The sequence below is a fragment of the Sediminibacillus massiliensis genome (assembly GCF_900156915.1).
Lineage (GTDB): Bacteria > Bacillota > Bacilli > Bacillales > Amphibacillaceae > Sediminibacillus_A > Sediminibacillus_A massiliensis.
This window is the reverse complement of the sequence record NZ_LT732535.1, coordinates 156192-177770: the sequence shown is the minus strand read 5'-3', so window position 1 is coordinate 177770 and position 21579 is coordinate 156192. Positions and strand designations below refer to the sequence as shown.

The window sequence follows — 21579 nt, the reverse complement described above, 5'->3', positions numbered from 1 at the left end:
TTCCAGGACTTAACAACAACCTTTCCTCATGTTCATCCTATGGCAGGAAGGGAAAAAATGTTCCATGCTCAGTGCCAAAAATGTACTGGACGGCACCATCCCTATCTGTTCGAAAAATAGACGAGCCCGATTTTTCTAAACGTTGGACGACTTCGTCAGAAGGATGTCCGTAACGGTTGTTTCTTCCAACAGAAATAAGAGCAACCTCCGGTTTGACATCAGATAAAAACGCTTCACCAGAAGATGTATTGCTGCCATGATGAGCGACCTTCAGAACATCCACCTCCAAGTCAGGATATTCCTGCAACAGCATCCTCTCCCCTTCACTCCCTATATCACCGGTGAACAGCCATTTTTCATTTCCCAAAACAGTATATAAGACCAAAGAGTTTCCGTTACTCTCCGCTCCTTCTTTTGCAGGAGCAAGAATGAAGAACCGTTGCCCTCCGACAGATATAACATCTCCTTCCTTTCCCGTTATCAGTTGAATACGGTGATCAAGCATAAGCCTGTTCAAAGTTCGAAAGTCGTTATAAAACGGGCTTACGACGACATTATCTACAGAGAAATCATTTACCACAAAAGGGAGACTACCAGTATGGTCTATATCGGCATGGCTTAGGATGACCGTATCGATTTTGCTAATACCCCTGGAAAATAAATAAGGTTTGATGCTCTGTCTGAATACTCTACTTGATACAGTTTGGAAATCATAGCTTAATTCTCCAGCCGCATCAACAATGATGACCCCTTTTCGGTACGGCAGTTCGATAACAATACTGTCTCCCTGGCCTACATCCAGCATCGTCACTTTGCCTTCAGGGTCAAAATAGGGCTTAATTGACACAGCAAATAACAGAGTGGAAAGTAAAACTCCGAATGAGAATGCCCTTAAAAGAGCAGCCTTTTGCAAGTTCAACATAAAGCAGATGACAGATAGATAAAATGGAATAATTAAGGATGCAGGGAATTCTCCGAGGACCCACGGGAAAAATAAAGCCTCCTGGATGATATGCATCCCTTCAAGGAATACCGTATGAATATTACGATAAATCAAATCAAATAATCCAACAGCCTGCGGGACGAAAAGTGTGAGAACAGAAATAAAGAGCATAAAAGGAATCACAAAACACGTAAAGTAAGGGACGGCAATAACGTTCACCAAGATTGACAATGGATTAAAAAAATAAAAACTATCCAATTGTAAGGGTAGGACAATAAGTTGGGATAAAAGACTTATTTTTAAAACGAGGAAAATTTTTGCTTCCTCTTCCCTGAACAATTCCTTACTCAAAAGAAGAGCGAATGTGACTAAATAAGAAAACTGAAAACCCAGTTGATTAAAAAAACTGCTATCGATTATGATCAAACAAATAAAAACGATGCTTAGACAATCAGTCAAACTGAGCCGTTTATTCCATTTTAAAAAAACCAGGAACAATACTGCCATTAGTGTCGACCGCCACACTGACGGGGCGCCTCCTGCAAGCAATGCATAAGCAGGCAAGCCCAAAATCATTAAAGATTGGGCTCTCTCTTTTGATAGTATTCCGAGTTTTACAAGCAAAAAGTAACATATCCCGCTGAGCAGTCCTACATGAAGACCGGAAATAGCAAGAAGGTGGGAAAGACCCCAATTTTGAAACAACTCAACCGTTTCATCATCAAGCCAAGAATCATCCCCAAAAATCAATGCATTAACCCAACTTGCTGTAAAAACACTAAGATGGCTGTAATTCCGATTGATCAGTTTGCTTCTCATACTTGTGAAGGGTTCCAAAACTTTATTCTCTAGGCACTGAACATCGTTTAAAGATTTTACAGCCGCCTGGTAGAATATTTCCTTCCCGTTTAAAAATCTTTTGTAATCGAACTGACCTGGATTGGTTGCCTTTTGTGGCAAGTTCACTTCACTCACAATTGAACAGACAGCGCCAAAATGTATGCTATTGTTATCGGAAGCGTATAAGTGTTCATTATCTTTAAAGAAGGAGACCAATATTTTATGATTGGATTTTTGATCCAGCACCATAAACTCTATTTTTGAAGGGGATTCCGTGATGTCTGAGATCACTTTACCTTGGAGAAATATTTCCTTCTGCAGAGGAAGAGAAATTGAATTAACAGAAAACGAAGGCGGAAGGTGAAACCACAATGCGGAAATAACAGTGAGGAAAACAAGAAATAGGCATGAAGATTTCTTAATACGGCCCTTAAAAACCAATAGTACGAGCCAGCTTATGAAACAAATAATGATCAGGCGGCTGAATAAAGAAGCTAAATATGCTGCCAGGATGGAAACAGCTGCAATATGCCAGTAACCTTTCACTACTACCCCCCCAGTCGTTTAATGTGGTTTAATGTGGGCTGTTTGAAAAGATTCCATAAAAAGATAGTGATTGAGAGCGGAGGAAAAGAATTTCACGGGTAGTAAGGACTCAAATATATTTGTTTTTTTGGAAAGAAATAGTTTGCTTACCAAAGATTCTTATAGTAGATAAAGCGACGCTGCGGAAAAATAACGTTTTTCCACAGCGATAGGCTGGTACTCATCTGGTATGAAACAGTCTGAACCAATTTATTTTTCTTTTGGGGTGGTATCGCATCCAAAAAGCACACTTATGTAAATAGTCTTTGTGCTTCTTGTTTGATTGCGGCTATTTCGGAAGTATCTTCTACAGAGGTTTCCAGCTTGTCCAAAAGCTTGTCGACATAGTCTTTTTTCTCTTGCATATGGAGTTCGACAGAAACTTGTTCCAACTTGACCTTCTCTACGACAACTCCAGCATCTTGAAATAATTCAATAGCATATGGATGGTTCTTATAATCAGCAGCAAAATATACTTTTTTTATGCCGCCCTGTATGATTGATTTGCAACATTGAAGGCAGGGAAAATGAGTTACATAGATTTCTGCTCCCTCTGTCGCCACTCCGAACTTGGCACACTGAAGCAATGCGTTGATTTCTGCATGGACCGTCCTGACACAATGTCCATCAATCACATAGCAACCTTCGTCTATACAATGAACATTGCCGGTCACACTCCCATTATAGCCCCCTGCAATGATACGTTTGTCCCGGACGATTGTCGCCCCAACCATCAGCCTTGTACATGTACTTCGTAATGCTAATAAATGGCTTTGTGCCATGAAATATTGGTTCCAAGAAATTCTTTCCATTACAATAACCATCCTAATCAATTTTTAATTAAGTGTAACCCTGGTCGATATTTACGTCAATATCCTATGGTACAAGAATTTCTTCCTCGATTTTTTCCAAAGTCTTCTCTCCTATCCCGGTAACATTCAATAAATCCTTCACCTCATTGAAAGGTCCATTTTCTTCCCTGTAGGTAATGATAGCCGCCGCTTTTGATGGTCCAATGCCCGACAAAGCGGTCAGTTCTTCTTCTGATGCTAAATTGATCCTTAATGGTGATTCTGATTCTTCCTTTGACCATTCAGTGATAAGCTTGTCTTCGTCCCCTTTTTTCGGTACATGAATCATCATTTCGTCATGTATTTTAACAGCAAGATTGACGAAATCCTCATCGGCATCTTCTGTGAATCCGCCTGCCATCTCAATGAGATCACCTACCCGGTTGTCCGCATCTGCCTCATACACCCCAGGTTTCCTTACTTCCCCTTTTATATCCACAATCCATTTCACTGCCTCAGTCTCGCCTGTATCTTCTTTATCTTCTTCTATCCGCGAATTCATTTCTAGAATTTGTTGTTCCTTCGGCTGTTCTTCTGGACGGGAATTATTAAATCCATTTGAAAAAATCCAAAATACTCCAATTGAACCAACTATGCACAATATCAACCAATATTTTCTCAATATCTCCAATGAAATGGCATCCTTTCTCATAAGCGGGGTTCTTTTCACATAGGATGGTAATGGTAAAACGCGCAGGGAGTGATTACATGAAATGGGGAGTTATCGGGACAGGAAATATGGGTAGCATACTCATCCATGCTTGGATGTCCTCTCGAGTGATAAGCGAGGACGAATTATTCGTGACAAACAGGACAATAGATAAAGCGATATCCCTTCAAGAAGAATATAAAGGGATTCATGTTTGTGAAACACCGGCAGCTGTAGCGTCACAAGTAGATATTTTATTCATTTGCGTAAAACCAGGTCAAATTTTTCCCCTGTTGACAGAATTGTATCCTGTTCTGAAACCGGAACAATGTCTTATATCGATTACAAGTCCCTATTCTGTTAAAAGGCTGGAATCACTGGTTCCTTGCCAGGTTGCCCGTATGATTCCAAGCATAACCAATCGTGCCCTGGCTGGAATCACATTGTTTACATTCGGCTCAAGAATAAACAAGGAGATGAAAGGTTACTTGCTTCAATCTTCAAGATTGTTTTCTAACCCGGAAGTCATAGACGAAGATATAACCAGGATTGCATCTGATTTCGTTTCCTGCGGGCCGGCATTTTTCAGTTTCCTTGCCCAAAAATATATTGAGGCTGCCTGCTTGGAAACAAAAATAAGCAAAGAAACAGCAAGCAAGTTGATCGAAAAGATGTTTATTGGTTATGGAAAATTGATGGAAGACGGGCATTTCACTTTGGAGGAACTGATCGGGAAAGTTTGTGTAAAGGGTGGTATAACAGGAGAAGGGATAAAGGTGATCGAAGAGGACGTCGGGGAAATGTTCTACCATTTAGTCCTGAAAACACACGATAAGTACAGGGAGGAGAAGAAGAAAATAAGCTGCCAGATTTACGACAGTTAATTCTATGATTAATTAATTTCGCCGAAAAAAATGAAAATCCTTTCTTTTTTGAAAAAATCGAGGAATTATTTTTCCTCGATTTTTTTACATGAAAAGAAGACTCTTTCTTCTTCATCAGGACACGGTGAAATGGCGGTGGAGAAGTCTCCATAGATTCCTTCAATTTGAAAGCCTTCAGCCTCAAGAAACTTTTTGTACAGATCAACGTAATGAGTCCGCTGGTGGTGCCTTTCATCGAATCTTTCGTATTTTTGTTTTTCATCCTGAACAAAAAAAGTCAAGTCATGGTATAGATCTCCTGGCGCTTCGCCAGGTTCACACATCCACACATATGATATGTCATCGTATATTTCAGCAAATGTCTGCCCTTTTAAATCTCTCTCAAAATGGTCCATAGAGTGAACGTCGAACAGGAATAAACCACCCTTTTTCAAAAGATGGTTTACATTGCGGAAAACTTTTTTCAAATCTTCCGTGTCTGTTATATAGTTGATAACGTCGCAAAAGCTAATAGCAGCGTCTTTCGGTGAAAATCCCTGCAAGTCTCTTACATCCATTTGAAGCCAGTCGATGCGCAAGCCTTCAGCGCTCGTTTCTGCCTGTGCCTGGGTCAGCATTTCACCGGAGTTATCAATACCGATCATTCTGTAACCTTCACGGGCAAGCCGCCTGGTTATTTGGCCTGTACCACATCCCAAATCCACTACTGATTCAACAGGAGAACCTTGCTTGGCGAACATGGCCTCTGCAAACTGTTTCCACTGCTCATAAGGCGCATCTTCCATAAGCAGGTCGTAAACCTGCGCCATCTTCGCATATGACATCTTTACACTCCTTTAGTTGATACCCAGTTCAATAAGCGGCGCATCGCCCCATAAGCGTTCCAGGTTGTAATAACTGCGTTCTTCTTTATGGAAAATGTGGCAGACTACATCTTCGAGGTCGACAAGAATCCATCTTGCCTGGTCAAAACCTTCCAGCCTTTTTACCACTAAATTGTTTTCCTCGGCTTGCTCTTTGATTTCCCTGGCAATCGCTTGAACCTGCCGTTCATTACTCCCTTCACAAATCAAAAAGTAATCTGCGATCAGGGAAACATTTTTCATATCTAAAAGAACAATGTCCTGTCCTCTTTTATCATCACATGCTTTTGCAGCCAATTGTGCCAACTCTTTGCTATCCATTAATATTTTCCCTCCATTTTATAACATCCTTTTCATTTGATAAATCATTATATGCATGAAAGGTATCAGGATAAATCTTTTGATTTCTGTTCATTAAAAAATTAATCGTGTTCCTGGAAGCCATCCAACAAGCAACATCTATGCTTTTTGCTGCGGCTTCCCTTACTTCTTCCACCCCGGAAAACTTTCTTCCCGGTTCGATATAATCAGATAAAAATATCAGTTTGTCCGTGAGGGACATCTTCGCTTTTCCCGTTGTATGCCAACGGATTGCACTTAATACATCTTGCTGGTGTATCCCTATCTCCCGTTCCACTAGCAAAGCACCTACAGGGCCATGCCACAATTCATGGTGATAATCGAGTAAGTCCTTCGGCAAAGGGTTCGATATAATCCACCTCTTCATTTCATGGAGGTTGCGGTACTTGGCATAATCGTGGAAAATGCCCGCCAATTCGATGGCTTCTGTATCTAATTTACCCTCATACGGCTTTGCCAATTCCAAAGCGGTATCTGTAACTCTGATTGTGTGCTCGAATCGTTCCCGTCTTAAATGCGGCTCCACTAATGCAAGTGCTTCATTCCGTTTCATACAAGTGATACTCCTTTATGACATAAAATACTTCATCTGGAATCAAGTACCTGACCGACCGGCCGCCGGCAATCCTCTCTCGGATCATTGTAGAGGAAACATCTACTCTGGGAATAGATACTTCCAATACTGGAAATTGGGTTTGGAACTGGTAATCTTCTCTTTTGACACCAACAAATTGGACAAGGTCTGCAAGTTCTTCGATACGGTGCCACTTAGGTAGATATTCCACCATGTCCCCGCCGATTATAAAATAAAAAGAATAGGCGGGATACCTTGTTTTTAATGTCTTTACCGTGTCGATCGTATAGGACTTTCCTCTTCTCTCGATTTCGACTGTATTGATCGAGAAATTGGGATTGTCCTTTATCGCAGCTTCAACCATCTCCACCCGATGTTCAGCTCTTGTCCCAGATTTTTGCTTATGAGGAGGTTCATAGGAAGGGATGAACCAGATTTCATCCAACCCCAGGGTGGCGTAGACCTCTTCCGCAATAAGCAAATGCCCTAAATGCGGTGGGTCAAAGGTTCCGCCCAATAAACCGATTTTTTTCATAACAGACTCCTTTTCTGAGTTGAAGTTGAAAATTCTTAAGTCATCATGGTAATTGTATTTGCTTATTTTCATCTGATTCCTTGTACAAAACAATGGTATTCCCGATGATCTGGACAACTTCAGCTTCGGCACCTGAAGCCAAGTTTTCAGCCACTTCACCTTTGTCTTCCATACAATTTTGAAGAACACTGACTTTGATCAATTCTCTTTTTTCCAAGGCTTCCCCCACCTGAATGATCATATTTTCATTAACACCTGTTTTCCCTACTTGGAAAATCGGATCCAAATGATGCGCTTGTGCTCTTAAATAGCGTTTTTGTTTACCTGTTAACATGTTTATTTCCTCGCAATCTTTGTTCTAGTTGTTTAAGTATTTGCCCGCCAGACGTTGTTTTGCCAGTCCAAATTCGGAAGGCATGAAGTGCCTGGTACAACAACATAGCATGTCCACGATGGATTCTGGCGTTTTTTACCTCAGCTGAAGCAAGCAGTTGGGTGGTCAGAGGATTATAAACAATATCACTAACCACTGTATGTGGCTTCAATCGATTTAATGAGAGGATTTGTTTATTCACCTCTGGTGTCATTCCGATGGAAGTCGTGTGGACGATGACATCATAATCACCTAAAATCCGCTCCGCTTGGTCATAATTAATAATCCTTGTTTTTGTATCTGGTTCTTTCAATTCTAATAATGCTTCGGCTTTTTCTGTAGTCCTGTTAGCTATATCGACAGTAGGAAACCCTTCTGTCACTAGCGCCCTGTATATTCCCCGTGCTGCTCCGCCAGCACCTAACAGAAGGACATTTTTGTCGCCCGTAAACAAGTCTGGGTAAGCTTGCCTGAGCGCTTCCACATAACCGATGCCATCCGTATTATATCCTTTCAAGCGGCAATTTTGGCTGACAACTGTGTTCACCGCACCGATTAGACGGGCGTCTGTATCCACTTCGTCCAGGTAGGGAATTACTTGTTGTTTAAAAGGGACTGTAATATTGAATCCATTCATGCCTGTTTGTTTGAACTCTTGTATTCTGTCTCCCAATTCCGGGGGCGGTGTTTCATAAATTTCATATCCCCCGTCAAGCCCTGTCTGCTGTAAAAACTGATGATGTATCCAAGGAGATAAAGAATGCTTTGCAGGATATCCGATTAATCCTAATTTATAACTCATTGCTTACCTCCTATATCAAGGAATTTCTGACCGATACTTCTACCCCTTTTGGGCTGTGTACCGTGATCGTAGTATTTGCCTCGGGAACCGTCACCCAGCCCAGTCCAGGAAACACGATATCCGTTTTTGCTTCTTTTATCTTTATTGTTTTCTTTTCCAAAGGCGGCAGCTGTTCCACCGTGTCTGCATCCGGTGGAGACAGCATTTCACCTAAATGCCGTTCATATAGCTCATCAGCATTTTCCAGCTTAGTCCGGTGGATATTCAATTGGTTTGAAAAATAACAGACGAACGCCTGTCTTATTCCTTTCTCAAAATCAAACCTGGCCAGTCCTCCGAAGAAAAGGGTTTGAGCTTCGTTTAATTGATACACCCTTGGTTTTATCTCTTTTTTCGGGGTAATTATCTTTAAATCTGCTTCGGATACATAATGGGCCATTTGTGTTCGATTGATAACTCCGGGAGTATCATATAGAGAACTTTTTTCATCAAGTGGTATATCGATGAATCCCAAAGTAGTACCTGGAAAATAAGAAGTGGTGATTGCATCGCCCACACCAGTGGATTGATTGATTAATTTATTGATCAATGTCGACTTTCCAACATTTGTGCTTCCAACCACATACACATCTTTACCTTGCCTTGAATCCTCCATCGCATATTGAAGATCCTCGAGTCCTATACTCTTTTCAGCTGATATCAAGTAAACATCTTTGACTTGCAATCCTAAATCTTTTGCCGATTTCTTCATCCATTGTTTCAATTTATTTAAGTTGGTGGACTTAGGCAGTAGATCTACTTTATTACCGACCAAGAGGATAGGGTTGTTACCTGTCAATCTTTGCAGGCCGTGTATGAAACTGCCATTAAAGTCGAAAATGTCGACGATTTTCACCACAAGGCTGTCGGTATTTCCAATTTCACTTACCATTTTCAAAAAATCATCATCTGTCAGCGAAACATCCTGTACTTCATTATAGTGTTTCAAACGGAAACACCGTTTGCAAACAATTACCTCTTTATTCAATGCCGATTCAGGGGCGAATCCGGGCGAATCCGGTTCTTCCGTTTGGATTGCCGCTCCGCAGCCCTGACATATTATCTCTTCCATTTCGTTTATTCCTCCCAAGTAATCATTCCTTTTTTCCTCATCCAGCTTAGGATCCTCCGCTCTATCTGCCTGTTTATACGGGTGATCTTTCCATCGGTACGGACAATGGGTACAACAAGGACAGTATAAAATCCGGCATTGTTCCCTCCTAACACATCGGTCAGTATTTGGTCGCCTACCACTACAATTTCCTCTTTTTTCAGGTTCATTTGTTTTGCTGCTTTTTTGAAAGCCCTGCCCAATGGTTTTCTTGCACTAAAAACAAAAGGGGTTTCTAGAGGCTCCGAGAATAACTTTACTCGTTCTTCCTTATTATTAGAGATGATCGTTACTTTAATATCATGCTCTTCCATCATCTTGAACCACTCTATTATTTCGGGAGTGGCGTCCTTTACATTCCATGCGACAAGAGTATTATCCAAATCAGTTATTATGCCTTTGATTCCTCTTTTTTTCAAGTCTTCAGGGCGGATTTCGAATACGTCGCGGACATGTTCATTCGGTAAAAATCTTTTTAACAAGCTAGTTCACCTCATTTTATGTATAACCGTTCTTGACATACCTTACTCATGATAAACAATTTACCACTGACTTTCAAAAAAATGTACAAAATTGATGAATAAATATTTAAAAATAGAATAAAATATTTCCTTACCGAAAAAAAATCCATAAAACTTTCGACAAATTATTCCACCATTCATCTTTGTGGATAACTTTACTCACAATTCTATTCTTATTAGAGCAGCTTTCTCATTTATTATCCACGGATTACTAACAAGTTATATACAACCGCCTGTAGATAACTTGCACTCTTGTCCGTCCCAAGGTTTCATGATAAAGTAATTAATAACTTCAGAGGACTTACAGCAAACCACGTATTGAAATTGGTACTTCCCATACAGGAGGGCTGCTATATGGAACACTTATCAGACGAACTGCTAATTGAATCCTACCACAAAGCAAATGAGCTGAAGTTGAGTTATGAATTCATCCATTTGATTGAAAAAGAAATACAGAGAAGATCCTTGACACATGAAATCAGGTACACTAGCTAAAGAATAATTGATTAATGAAAAAATTGTCGAACTCTTGTCATATTTTATATGGCAAGAGTTTTTTTATTTTCGTTAAACTATTATCGAGGATATACTATGGGGTGGTGAGAGAAAACCAATCTATATACAAGGGTATTTAGTTGAATAATAATCTCTAATCTGATTACAATGTAAGAGATAAAATACCTCTGAGCCCTCATTGTGTACTTATTTTAAAAGGAGGAGCAACAATAAATGCTAATAGCTGTTTTATTACCACTTTTTATTACTCTCTTAATCCCATTTGTGAGTAAATTCAAGCAAAAGTTCCATACCGGGATATTCGTATTATTGATCCCCCTGGGAATATTCATCTACTTCGTCCGCTATATAAGCGAAGACTTTTCACCCGTATCTGCCAGTTATCCATGGATACCTTCCATTGATATTTCTTTTGACTTTTACCTCGATGGTCTTAGTCTGCTATTCGTTTTGTTAATCAGCGGCATCGGAACGCTGGTCACTCTTTATTCTATCTACTACTTACATAAATCGGAGAAACTGGCGCATTTCTACATTTACTTGTTAATGTTCATGACTGCTATGCTTGGTGTTGTTTTGTCGGATAACATTTATGTACTGTATTCTTTCTGGGAGCTGACTTCCATATCTTCCTTCCTGTTGATCGGTTACTGGAACTATCGGGAAGGATCCAGATACGGTGCGATGAAATCAATGCTAATCACTGTTTTTGGCGGCTTGAGCTTGCTTGGCGGTTTCATTCTGTTGCAATTGATCACCGGCACCACAAGCATCCAAGAAATGATTGCGCAGTCGGATGTTATCTTGGACAGCCCATATTTGCCTTTGATTTTGGTTCTCGTGCTGTTAGGTGCATTCACAAAATCAGCCCAATTTCCATTTCATATCTGGCTGCCTGATGCCATGGAAGCCCCTACACCGGTTAGTGCTTACTTGCACTCTGCTACCATGGTAAAAGCAGGAATATTTTTGATTGCAAGGTTTTCACCTATATTCAATGCATATGAATGGTTTTTCATTGTTGTAAGCGGGATAGGAATTATTACATTATGCTGGGCTTCCTATATGGCTGTAAGACAAACTGATTTAAAAGGGATATTGGCATTTTCCACTATCAGCCAACTCGGCATGATCATGGCGATGCTTGGCTTCGGTACAGAAGCTGCCGTTTTTGCTGCCGTTTTCCACATCCTGAACCATGCTACCTTCAAGGGCAGCCTGTTCATGATTGCCGGTATCATCGATCATGAGACTGGTACAAGGGACATCCGGAAGCTCGGCGGATTGATGACGCTTATGCCAATTTCCGCAACTCTCGCCCTATTCGGCACATTCTCGATGGCTGGAGTACCCTTACCATTCCTTAATGGTTTCTATAGTAAAGAATTGTTTTTCGAGAATTCCCTTCATTTGGATTCCGGCAATCTATGGCTTGCCGAATTTCTCGTACAAGCAGTACCTTATTTGGCCGTTTTCGGCAGTATTTTTACATTTGTATATTCCATGTACCTGTTATTCGGTACTTTTACCGGCAAAAAGAATCTTGACGAGCTGCCATCTAAACCACACGAGGCGCCATTGGGGATGTTGGTTGCACCCGCAATTTTGATTGCAGGGGTAATCATCATCGGAATATTCCCTAATTTGCTGAATGAAAATTTCCTAGCCCACGCTGCACTTGCGGTGAGCGGCCATGAGGTTCATGAACACGTCCATTACTGGCACGGATGGGATTCTCCTGCATTCTTAATGTCTCTGACCGTTCTAGCACTTGGAACGTTGTTATATGTCTTCAGGGACAAATGGACGGGAATCTATAAATCGATTCCTGGAGCGCTAAGTTTCAACAAGGTGTATGACAATTTGGTAGCTGGATTGGATAGATATTCTTCCAGCTTTACCAAGGGGTACATGAATGGTTCTCTTCGTAGATACATGGCTTTGATCATATCCACAATCTTCATTGTGACCCTTACAGTTATGCTCGGTACCGACGGGTTTTCTTTCAGCACAGATGACCTTGCTGAAATAACGGCGGCAGAAATACTGGTGGCGGCAATGATGATTGTAGCTGCGTTTGGTACAATCTTCCCGAAAAACAATATAGGGGTCATCTTGTTATTGGGAATCGCAGGATATGGGCTCGCCTTGTTATTTGTTTTCTATCGGGCACCGGACCTTGCCTTGACCCAATTAGTGGTAGAGACAATTACAGTTGCATTATTCCTGCTTTGTTTCTATCACCTGCCGAAGCTGCGTCCTATTAAGGAAAGTAAACGGGTGAAAATAACAAATCTGATTATTTCCTTTGCATTCGGCGGCATGATGACGCTCGTAGGGATTGCTGCCCATAGCAGTAAATGGTTTGAAACCATTTCCGGATACTTTATTGAAACCTCCCATGATCTAGGCGGCGGGGACAATGTGGTCAATGTCATATTGGTAGATATGCGTGGTTTGGATACCCTGTTCGAAATTTGCGTATTAGGGATAGCTGCACTGAGCATCTATACAATGATCAAACTGCGCCGCAACAAGGAGGAAAGGTAATATGGAAATAATTATGTCGATTGTCGCAGGGGTTTTGTTTGCAGCCGGATTGTATAATCTGCTGCAAAAACAACTTCTGAGAATTGTGGTAGGTACTGCCCTTCTTTCTCACGGCGCCCACTTGTTCATCTTGACCATGGGGAAGTTGAAAGAAGGAGCTCCGCCGATTCTGGATTACGATATCAGCGAATACACAGATCCTCTGCCACAAGCATTGATTCTAACTTCTATTGTAATCAGCTTTGGGCTGACTAGTTTATTGTTAGTGCTGACTTACAGAGCTGCACAAGAAAATGATACAGATAATATGGAAAATTTAAGGGGTAACCATGATGAGTAATTTGGCTGTATTGCCGATAGTAATTCCGCTGCTGGCCGGGATACTGTTGGCGTTTGTTCATAAAAAAACAATATTGGTGCGAAACTTGGCAAAAATTTTCACTTTAGGAAATACCGCTGTAGTGGCTGCTGTGTTCTATCAAGTGTATCAAAACGGAACCATAATATTGGAAACAGGTGGCTGGCAGGCGCCCTATGGCATAGTGTTGGTAGCGGATTTGTTTGCAATAACATTAGTCCTTACCACCAACATCATTGGTTTGGCTTGTGTATTTTATGCGCCGAAGTCGCTCAGCGCGAAGCAGGAAAGTTTCTATTTCTACACCTTTTATTTCTTGTTGATAACAGGAGTATCCGGTGCGTTCTTGACTGGTGATTTGTTCAACTTGTTCGTGTTTTTCGAAGTGTTATTGATGGCTTCTTATGCTTTGATCGTATTGGGGGGCGAGAAAGTCCAACTCCGTGAGTCGATAAAATATGTACTTGTCAATCTTTTTTCTTCCATTTTGTTTGTAACAACTATCTCTTTTTTGTATTCAGTAGTTGGAACAGTCAATATGGCACAAATCGCTCAAAGAGTGCAGGAGGTTGACCAGAGGGGAATACTTACAACAATCGGGATACTATTATTCTTTGTTTTCGGCACAAAAGCTGCCCTTTTCCCCCTCTATTATTGGCTTCCTAAGCCTTACATTGTCCCGAATCCGGTCGTATCTGCCTTGTTCGGTGCGTTGTTGACAAAAGTTGGCGTATATTCGATAATCCGGGTTTTCACCCTGATTTTCATACACGAGACATCGATCACACATGAAATGTTCATCTGGATAGCAGGTTTCACGCTAGTATTCGGAACGATCGGGGCTTTATCCACCAATAATATCAAGCTTATCGTGGCCTATAATATTATACCGGCAATCGGATTTATGATTATGGGAGTGGGCATTTTCAATGAAACGGCGATAAGCGGGGCGATTTACTACCTAGTCAATGATATGATTATAAAGGCGGCCCTGTTTTTACTGGTCGGAGCAGTCACTTATTTAGCCGGAACTTCAGACTTAAGAAAAATGAGCGGTCTGATCAATCAATATCCTCTCCTGGGCTGGTTATTGTTCATTTCGGCATTTGTCCTTGCGGGCATACCGCCCTTCAGCGGGTTCATCGGTAAGCTGCTGATCCTGCAAGGTGGTATGGAAGCGGAAGAAATCACCATTGTGATTATCGGATTGCTTGCTAGTCTATTGATTCTTTATTCAGTGATGAAGATTTTCCTCAGAGGTTTTTGGGGACAAAAAGATGAGTCCATAAAAGTCGACAAAAAGGCGGCAAATCATTTTACTATACCTATAGCATTCCTCATGTTCTTTTCTGTGCTGCTTGGTATAGGGGCAGAGTTGTTCTATCCTGTCGTAGAAGATATTACGAATGATTTGATGAACCCTGACATATATATAGATTCTGTTTTGAAGGAGTAAACTTATATGCCATTTCAAATTTTGTTAAACATACTCATAGCTATTATGTGGATGTTCTTAAGTGAAAGCTACACTTTCCCTGCATTCTTCTCAGGTTACATTATCGGGATTTTATTGTTGCTTGTATTCAGACGGTTCATCCCGGATGCCTTTTATATGCACAGGGTCGTCAAAGTGTTCAAGCTCATCATCTTATTTTTCAAAGAGCTTGTTCTTTCCAACTTGGAAATAGTCAAGCTAGTTTACAAACCCAACCTTGATATTGAACCTGGAATATTTGCTCTTCCGACCGAGTTGAAGACCAATTGGGAAATCACAATGCTGGCAAACCTTATCTCGCTGACACCCGGTACTCTTTCCGTAGCGGTATCTGATGATAATGGATATATTTATATTCATGCAATGCATATAGAAGACACAGCTAAATCGATTGCCGAGATTAAAGATTCTTTCGAGAAGGCAATCATGGAGGTGACTAGATAATGGTTGATTCGGTACACCAATTCACCGAATTAGTGACAACTTTTTGTGTCATAGTAAACTCTATTTCATTGATACTGCTGTTGATTAGAGCCATCAAAGGACCAACTAATCCTGATAGAGCAGTAGCCCTTGATGCGATTGGAATTAATTTGATGGCATTGACAGGTCTGGCAGCGATTTTGTTGGTGACGACGAATTTAAATGACGTCGTTCTCTTGATTGGAGGCCTGTTATTCATTGGTACGATTGCTATTGCAAAATTTTTAGAAAAGGGTGTTATTATTGACAGGGACATGGATTGATATAGCAGTTGATATTATTATTTCAATATGTTTGCTCGTAGGCACCTTTTTCATTTTTTCCACCTCGGTCGGAATTCTCCGTTTTCCCGATGTATATACACGGTTGCATGCAGCCACGAAAGCAGCAACACTTGGGATTACGGGCATAATGATCGGAGCCTTTCTATTTCTGTATGTAGAACATGGAATTATAAGCGGAAAGCTGGTATTGGGTGCTGTTTTCGCTATGATGACTGTTCCGGTATCCGGACATATGATCGGAAGAGCAGCCCATCGTAGTGGCGTAAAACTTTGGGGCAAAAATGTAAGAGATGATTATGCGGAAGCGGTACGTCTGAAGGAAAACCAGGAATATCATCGGGAATAGTAATTCATCACACCAACCCTTATCCATGCGGATAAGGGTTTTTGCATGCAATAAGCTAAGTTTCTAAGCAAGGACAGGCACAATTCCCATTTCCGCTCATAAAGTGTTTATATAGGCAACAGCCCACATCTTTAGGAGGTGCATGTGTTTGTCTAGTATTCTAAGTGCGCTGGCACTGCTAATCAGAGAGGCTCTGTTTTTTGTTTCCTATGTAAAAAACCACGCTTTTCCTCAACCACTTTCCCCGGATGACGAGGCAAAGTATATCCAAAAAATGCAGGAAGGAGATTCTCATGCCAGAGATATGTTGATCGAACACAACCTACGCCTTGTTGCCCATATCGTCAAAAAATTCGAAAACACTGGTGAAGACACGGAGGATTTAATTTCTATCGGTACCATCGGGTTGATCAAAGGAATTGAAAGCTTCTCTATCGGCAAAGGAACAAAGCTGGCAACCTATGCAGCGAGATGTATAGAAAACGAAATACTTATGCACTTACGAGCTTTGAAAAAGACGAAAAAGGATGTTTCTCTCCATGATCCTATCGGTCAGGACAAAGAAGGAAATGAAATAAGTCTTATTGATATTCTGGAAGCTGAGAACGAAGACATCATTGAATACATCCAGTTGAATATGGAAGTGGAGAAAATAAGAAAGTATTTAGACATATTGGATGGCAGGGAAAAGGAAGTAATCATTTACCGATATGGCTTGAACAATGAGAAGGATTTAACTCAACGGGAAATAGCCAAGAAGCTTAAGATTTCCAGAAGCTATGTTTCCCGTATTGAAAAACGGGCATTAATGAAAATTTTCCATGAATACTATAGAAAAGAGAAACAATAATGTTATGGAAAAATTGACTTATTGAAAAAGCATGACAGCCACCTACACCACAAACAGCAGGTTGCATATGTTAATTAATAAGTCATTCAAACGTAAAAGGAAGGTGTAGTTATGTCTTATTACCAACCATATTACCCTCCCTATGCCCCCTATCCTCCCCCAGGCTATTACCCGTCATCCGGAAAAGGAATAGGGTTTGGTCTGCTGGTAGTCGGGTTGGTATTGTTGCTTCTACTTGGAGGAGGATACTACTTTTATAAATACTAGGAGCCTTTGAAGATAAAAAAACCGGCTTGTCAAATAAATCATCTATTTGACAAGCCGGTTTTCATCTATTCATCAATCGATTGATTTCTTTGTATCTGCCATTTACGCAGTAAACCTGCAATAATTCCAGCGCAGGTAAGAGTAGAAAGAGTCAACCAGGCCATGATGCTCCCTTTTCCATTCGGCTCTAAAAAGTAACTGATGACCATTCCAAAATAAAAAAAAGTGCCCAGAATCAGCAATGTGACAAGAAAACGGCTGTAATCTTCTACTCTATGCTCCAAATCTTTGGTTGTCTTGTCCATTCTCTTACCCCCTTCTATCAAACAAGCATTCTATTCGAATCATAACATAAAATGATTGAATGACAAGGTGTAAAAGTTGGTAATGACGAGTTAAACCGTTCAATGCTTTACATTTTTTCAACCATTTTAATGATCAAATTGGCGGCATTTCCGGCTGCCTGCTCCAGGAAAGTGTCGAATGAAACAGATGATTCTTTCCCTGCTATATCCGACAATGCCCTGATGACAACGAAAGGAACACCGTATTGATGACAAACTTGTGCTATCGCTGCAGCCTCCATTTCTGCTGCAAGCATGTCTGGAAACTTTTCTCTTACAAAATCAACTCTTTCTTTATCGGACATGAAAGAATCGCCTGTCGCTATTAAACCTTTTTTCGCTAGGATAGTTTTTATTGATTCAGTGGCCGACATTGCCGTTTCTACTAGTGTGTCGTCTGCTTTATATGCTGCCGGCATTCCCGGAACCTGGCCATATTCATAATCGAAGGCGGTGACATCTACATCATGGTGAGTAACTTCTGAGGAAATAATCAAATCGCCAACATTAAGATCTTCGGCAAAGCCTCCGGCAGAACCAGTGTTTATTACTTGGTCCGGCTGGTATCTTTCATGAAGGATCGTAGTCGCCATAGCAGCATTTACTTTACCTATCCCGGATTTCAACAAGACAACCGCTTTATTTCCAAGAGATCCTTTGACAAACTGACAACCTGCAACTTCTTCTTCTAATTCGATGTTCATACTGTTTTTCAATAGTTCTACTTCTTCATCCATTGCTCCAATTATTCCAATAGTCATTCCATTATCCTCCAATAGTTCGTAAAATCATTATTCAAAACGATACTTTTGGTCGTTTTCCTTTAAAACTTCCACTTTGGTCGGCTTCCATCCCTGCTCCTCTATCCAGCGGACATAGACGCGATAAGTTTCTGTCTCTGCTTTGTCTGACACTGTTGCGATCACTTCTTGATTACCCGCACGGGAAACCCACCAATCGATTCTATTTTCTTCAGGCAGACCAGTAGCAACCTCCACTGCCTGCATCATTTCCGCCCAATCCTTGGAATTTTCATCCCATGTAATTTCATGGGTCCCTTCTTGCGATGTTCCTACTGGCTGCCAATCTGCTGTATAAGCTTCGGCAACATTATCATCAGACCCCTCTACTTGTTGACGTTCAAGGGATTCCTCTTGCTGATCTTCTTCCTGTGTCTCATCCTCTGACACTTGGCCTTCATCATTGTTATCGTCTTCTGAAGTTTCGTTTTGACCTTCGTTTTTCTGGTCATCGTCTGAGGAATCAGTATTCTGCTTTTCTGATTGGTTTACACTCGCTTCTTCAGCAGAGTTGTTTCCATCTTCATTTCCAAATATAAAGGAGCCGATTAAAACTACCAGGAGAATCCCTCCGGCAAATAAAAGAAAAGAAATCAATTTGGTACTTTTCCTCTTCTTATCAAATCGATTGATTCTAGTAGGAGAGTGATTTTCTTCCGACATCTGTGTTCCTCCTTTTATGGGCTATTTTTATATTATACTACGAGAATTGCTGGTTACCAACAGCAGAAAATATTACATTTATTTGTCGAAGTTTTACTAGTTTTGACATATTAGAAGGAGTTCCTGCATATATATCAAATATAATAGCCAACAAGCCATTAAAAGGAGATGATTCGCTTGAAGGTGACAAGATTTGATTCACAACTATGGCAGATAAATACGTTTAGCGACATCAGTTACAACAAAAAAGCAAGCCAGTTAACCATTTATTTCTTTGATGGTACAAGACTGGACTTCTCCGAAGTGGATGAATTAGCAATCTTTCAATTCTTGATAAGTGCAGAAAAAGAAACCTTTATAAACAAGGTACTGCTGCCAAGTTACCCATATATCCAACAGACAAAGCGGTTAACCGAACAAAAACTGATCAATTATTCTTGATTTTCAGGGGGTGGATAAGCGAGAATATTCACCCCTGTCCGATATTCTTGACAATCTGTTTGTATATGCCGAATGTGATGGGAGCGGGATTACTATGATCCAGATTTACGACCACCATAGCATACTTGGGTTTATCCGCCGGAAAATAGCCGGCAAACCAATGATGTACTAATCCATCCCTTCCCGTTTCTGCTGTCCCAGATTTGCCTGCTACATTTAACCCGCCCAATTGGCTGCCAGTACCGTTCTCTACTACGTCAGCCAATAAACTTCTCAATTGCAGGGCTGTTTCCGGCTTGATTTTTTGGCCACCCAAGTTTTGTTCTTCAAAAGAATACATAGATGTTCCATTTTGATATAAAATATGCGAAACTGCCCTAACTTCTCTTTTTATTCCGTTATTAGCGATAGTTGCCATCATATTGGCTACTGCAAGCGGAGTGATTTTTACTTCTTTCTGCCCTATAGCTGTCTGGGCAATTGCTTTAGAGACAGATTTATCCTCGTTATTCCCCCAAACTGTGCCTGATTCTTCTTCCGGAAACTGTCGAAAATCGTCATATTGAAACACCCTCCCCTTCCAGCCTACTGGACCAACAAGCCCTAACTTTTCGGCATATTGCTCTAAAATGGAGGGATTTTTGCTCAGTAGCTGTTCCGCTATCATGGCGAAAGTCAGATTGCAGCTTTGGGAAAAACTTTCATTGAAATTCAATACTCCTAAATCCCTTTCACTTGGACCGTCATTGTATAAATTTTTACTGCAATCAAATTCCTGCCTTGTTAGAGAAGGGGCCCTTTCAAGCACGGCTGCAGCGGTTACTAACTTAAATATCGATCCTGGAAAATGGGCAATGAGATTTTGGTTTTTTATCGAATCGTTATAATATGGGTCTTCTTGGTTGATTTCCGGTTTCGAAATCATGGCTGCTACTTCTCTTGTCTTTACGTCTATTACGACTATGCCACCTTGTGAAAGGCCATGATCACTTGCTGCATCTTCAGCCAAGTTTTGAACCTTCTTGTCGATTGTTGTTTGCAGCTTCAATGGATAGAAACCATCCTCATTTCCGTGGTATCTTACATTCAATCCCATCAAAGGATTACCAAGAGCATCTACATGGTATTGAATCGCCCTCTCTTTATTTTCAGAAAGGAATGGGTCAAATGCCTTCTCCAATCCTGAAAGAGCCGTTTCTTCCTGATTATTTCCATCACTCTCACGGGTGATGCCGATTAAATGTTGAAGAGAGCTTTTCGATTCTTTCTTTTCTCTTTCGATTGGAATAAAACCCGGTACTTGTAGACCACTAATCGAAAGAGTTGTCTTCTGGTCTATCTCCTCATCTATGAGTGAACTCAGGTACACCGGCTCTCCATGTTCCTGGAAGGTCTCCCATTTATCTTCTGAAATCGAAAACATATCAGTTATCTGTTCCGGTAAGTCTTGCTTCTCTAAAAATGGAAAAAGGACGACATCATTGACAATCGATTTACCGATAAGTTGTCCATCTTTGTCTATAAAGATCCCCCTTCCATCAGAAACAACCATACGGTCTGTACGCTGGATGACACTTTCTTTCAATAGATTAACTTTTTCCTTCCCAAAGTCCTCACTTGAAAATAATTGAATATCGGCAATCCTGTATGTAATACCGCTAAAAAGCATAATGAATACTATCACTAATAAAATCACTCTTGATTTGTTCATGTCTTTCACCCCAATTTCCATTATCTACAAAAATACAGGGAATAAACATGAGCATAGGTTAAGATAATTCATTTATAACGGAAAAAGGCACCTCCTTAATGAGGTGCCTTCCTGTTATTCTAATTGCCCATAGGAGCAATTTCTTCTGTAATATAGGCAGAAACGTCAGCTATTTCTTGCTCTGATAATTGATCACCAAACGCCGGCATTCCATTACCACCGTTTTCGACCTTATCTGCCACTTGGCCATGATCAGAAGCTACATCAGACTCCTGAAGATTTGGACCACTGGCACCTGCACCTTGCTCACCATGACAAGATAAGCAATTGTTCTCGAATACAGCCTCTCCATTAGCTGGATCACCAGACTCAGCAGTTTCGGTTTCACTGCCGGAATCACTTCCGCCTGAACCTTCATCGGAACTTTCGTCTCCGCCGCCTCCGCATGCTACTAAAATGAATGCCAAGGAAAGCAAAGAAATCATGAATAGAAAATTTCTGCTTTTCATCACATAAACCCTCCTAAAACTCTTCTATATAT

The 21579-nt window shown here is 40.8% G+C and carries 26 protein-coding genes; 10 read left to right on the top strand and 16 right to left on the bottom strand.

Annotated features, from left to right (window positions below; genetic code table 11):
* Positions 1-37: 37 nt before the first annotated feature.
* From CZ434_RS01395 to CZ434_RS01385, 3 genes are all read right to left on the bottom strand, one after another.
* A complete protein-coding gene (locus CZ434_RS01395) occupies positions 38-2329 on the bottom strand; it encodes a DNA internalization-related competence protein ComEC/Rec2 (RefSeq protein ID WP_077621446.1) in 2292 nt (763 codons plus the stop codon).
* A 290-nt stretch (positions 2330-2619) separates the two neighbouring features.
* Positions 2620-3180, bottom strand: a complete 561-nt coding sequence (locus CZ434_RS01390) for a ComE operon protein 2 (RefSeq protein ID WP_077621445.1) — start codon at positions 3178-3180, stop codon at positions 2620-2622.
* Between the two features lie 64 nt (positions 3181-3244).
* The gene (locus tag CZ434_RS01385) at positions 3245-3850 is read right to left on the bottom strand and encodes a helix-hairpin-helix domain-containing protein (protein ID WP_245830908.1); all 606 of its coding nucleotides are present in this window, start codon (positions 3848-3850) and stop codon (positions 3245-3247) included.
* Between the two features lie 77 nt (positions 3851-3927).
* On the opposite strand from CZ434_RS01385, the gene comER reads away from it, so the two are divergent.
* The gene (comER, locus tag CZ434_RS01380) at positions 3928-4752 is read left to right on the top strand and encodes a late competence protein ComER (RefSeq protein WP_077621443.1); all 825 of its coding nucleotides are present in this window, start codon (positions 3928-3930) and stop codon (positions 4750-4752) included.
* 65 nt (positions 4753-4817) lie between these two features.
* Here the strand turns inward: comER and CZ434_RS01375 are convergent, their stop codons facing one another.
* Genes CZ434_RS01375 through CZ434_RS01340 form a run of 8 tightly spaced genes read right to left on the bottom strand, consistent with a single transcriptional unit; the run spans position 4818 to position 9891 of the window.
* Complete coding sequence (locus CZ434_RS01375; RefSeq protein ID WP_077621442.1) at positions 4818-5576, bottom strand: class I SAM-dependent DNA methyltransferase; 759 nt, start codon at positions 5574-5576, stop codon at positions 4818-4820.
* Between the two features lie 12 nt (positions 5577-5588).
* On the bottom strand, positions 5589-5936 hold the full coding sequence (gene rsfS, locus CZ434_RS01370; protein WP_077621441.1) for a ribosome silencing factor: 348 nt from the start codon (positions 5934-5936) through the stop codon (positions 5589-5591).
* Positions 5929-6528 carry a bis(5'-nucleosyl)-tetraphosphatase (symmetrical) YqeK gene (gene yqeK, locus CZ434_RS01365; protein WP_077621440.1) on the bottom strand — a complete coding sequence of 200 codons (600 nt, stop codon included), beginning with the start codon at positions 6526-6528 and terminating at the stop codon, positions 5929-5931. The genes rsfS and yqeK overlap by 8 nt, the downstream gene beginning before the upstream one ends.
* Positions 6515-7084 carry a nicotinate-nucleotide adenylyltransferase gene (locus CZ434_RS01360; protein ID WP_077621439.1) on the bottom strand — a complete coding sequence of 190 codons (570 nt, stop codon included), beginning with the start codon at positions 7082-7084 and terminating at the stop codon, positions 6515-6517. Before CZ434_RS01360 ends, yqeK begins: the two co-directional genes overlap by 14 nt.
* A 43-nt stretch (positions 7085-7127) precedes the next feature.
* Positions 7128-7418, bottom strand: coding sequence for a ribosome assembly RNA-binding protein YhbY (gene yhbY, locus CZ434_RS01355; protein ID WP_077621438.1), 291 nt, complete (start codon positions 7416-7418; stop codon positions 7128-7130).
* Positions 7405-8259: a shikimate dehydrogenase gene (gene aroE / locus CZ434_RS01350; RefSeq protein ID WP_077621437.1), complete on the bottom strand. Its 855-nt coding sequence runs from the start codon at positions 8257-8259 to the stop codon at positions 7405-7407. Before aroE ends, yhbY begins: the two co-directional genes overlap by 14 nt.
* Before the next feature lie 10 nt (positions 8260-8269).
* Positions 8270-9370, bottom strand: coding sequence for a ribosome biogenesis GTPase YqeH (gene yqeH, locus CZ434_RS01345; protein ID WP_077621436.1), 1101 nt, complete (start codon positions 9368-9370; stop codon positions 8270-8272).
* 5 nt (positions 9371-9375) lie between these two features.
* A complete protein-coding gene (locus CZ434_RS01340; RefSeq protein WP_077621435.1) occupies positions 9376-9891 on the bottom strand; it encodes a YqeG family HAD IIIA-type phosphatase in 516 nt (171 codons plus the stop codon).
* Positions 9892-10284: 393 nt separating this feature from the next.
* On the opposite strand from CZ434_RS01340, the gene sda reads away from it, so the two are divergent.
* The 8 genes from sda (at position 10285) to sigK (ending at position 16812) form a co-directional block, all read left to right on the top strand.
* Positions 10285-10425, top strand: a complete 141-nt coding sequence (sda, locus tag CZ434_RS01335) for a sporulation histidine kinase inhibitor Sda (protein ID WP_077621434.1) — start codon at positions 10285-10287, stop codon at positions 10423-10425.
* 234 nt (positions 10426-10659) lie between these two features.
* The gene (locus CZ434_RS01330; protein WP_077621433.1) at positions 10660-12996 is read left to right on the top strand and encodes a Na+/H+ antiporter subunit A; all 2337 of its coding nucleotides are present in this window, start codon (positions 10660-10662) and stop codon (positions 12994-12996) included.
* Position 12997: 1 nt separating this feature from the next.
* Positions 12998-13336: a Na(+)/H(+) antiporter subunit C gene (locus CZ434_RS01325; protein ID WP_077621432.1), complete on the top strand. Its 339-nt coding sequence runs from the start codon at positions 12998-13000 to the stop codon at positions 13334-13336.
* The gene (locus tag CZ434_RS01320) at positions 13329-14810 is read left to right on the top strand and encodes a Na+/H+ antiporter subunit D (protein WP_077621431.1); all 1482 of its coding nucleotides are present in this window, start codon (positions 13329-13331) and stop codon (positions 14808-14810) included. The genes CZ434_RS01325 and CZ434_RS01320 overlap by 8 nt, the downstream gene beginning before the upstream one ends.
* 6 nt (positions 14811-14816) lie before the next feature.
* Positions 14817-15293, top strand: coding sequence for a Na+/H+ antiporter subunit E (locus CZ434_RS01315; RefSeq protein ID WP_077621430.1), 477 nt, complete (start codon positions 14817-14819; stop codon positions 15291-15293).
* Complete coding sequence (locus tag CZ434_RS01310) at positions 15293-15595, top strand: Na(+)/H(+) antiporter subunit F1 (RefSeq protein ID WP_077621429.1); 303 nt, start codon at positions 15293-15295, stop codon at positions 15593-15595. The genes CZ434_RS01315 and CZ434_RS01310 overlap by 1 nt, the downstream gene beginning before the upstream one ends.
* Positions 15576-15962 carry a monovalent cation/H(+) antiporter subunit G gene (gene mnhG / locus CZ434_RS01305; protein WP_077621428.1) on the top strand — a complete coding sequence of 129 codons (387 nt, stop codon included), beginning with the start codon at positions 15576-15578 and terminating at the stop codon, positions 15960-15962. Before CZ434_RS01310 ends, mnhG begins: the two co-directional genes overlap by 20 nt.
* A gap of 148 nt (positions 15963-16110) precedes the next feature.
* The gene (gene sigK, locus CZ434_RS01300; RefSeq protein WP_077621427.1) at positions 16111-16812 is read left to right on the top strand and encodes an RNA polymerase sporulation sigma factor SigK; all 702 of its coding nucleotides are present in this window, start codon (positions 16111-16113) and stop codon (positions 16810-16812) included.
* A gap of 332 nt (positions 16813-17144) precedes the next feature.
* Here sigK and CZ434_RS01295 read toward each other — a convergent pair whose 3' ends face one another.
* From CZ434_RS01295 to CZ434_RS01285, 3 genes are all read right to left on the bottom strand, one after another.
* Positions 17145-17384, bottom strand: coding sequence for a YrhC family protein (locus tag CZ434_RS01295; protein WP_077621426.1), 240 nt, complete (start codon positions 17382-17384; stop codon positions 17145-17147).
* A gap of 107 nt (positions 17385-17491) precedes the next feature.
* Entirely contained in the window at positions 17492-18184 is a 693-nt protein-coding gene (gene mtnN, locus CZ434_RS01290; protein ID WP_077621425.1) for a 5'-methylthioadenosine/S-adenosylhomocysteine nucleosidase, read from the bottom strand.
* Positions 18185-18214: 30 nt separating this feature from the next.
* Positions 18215-18886 (bottom strand): YrrS family protein, encoded by a 672-nt coding sequence (locus tag CZ434_RS01285; protein ID WP_077621424.1) that lies wholly within the window; start codon positions 18884-18886, stop codon positions 18215-18217.
* Between the two features lie 177 nt (positions 18887-19063).
* Between CZ434_RS01285 and CZ434_RS01275 the strand changes: the two genes are divergently transcribed.
* Complete coding sequence (locus CZ434_RS01275; RefSeq protein ID WP_077621422.1) at positions 19064-19327, top strand: hypothetical protein; 264 nt, start codon at positions 19064-19066, stop codon at positions 19325-19327.
* Positions 19328-19355: 28 nt separating this feature from the next.
* On the opposite strand, the gene CZ434_RS01270 is transcribed toward CZ434_RS01275, so the two are convergent.
* Positions 19356-21038 (bottom strand): peptidoglycan D,D-transpeptidase FtsI family protein, encoded by a 1683-nt coding sequence (locus CZ434_RS01270; RefSeq protein WP_179107142.1) that lies wholly within the window; start codon positions 21036-21038, stop codon positions 19356-19358.
* Positions 21039-21157: 119 nt separating this feature from the next.
* A complete protein-coding gene (locus CZ434_RS01265; RefSeq protein WP_077621420.1) occupies positions 21158-21547 on the bottom strand; it encodes a c-type cytochrome in 390 nt (129 codons plus the stop codon).
* Positions 21548-21579 lie beyond the last annotated feature (32 nt).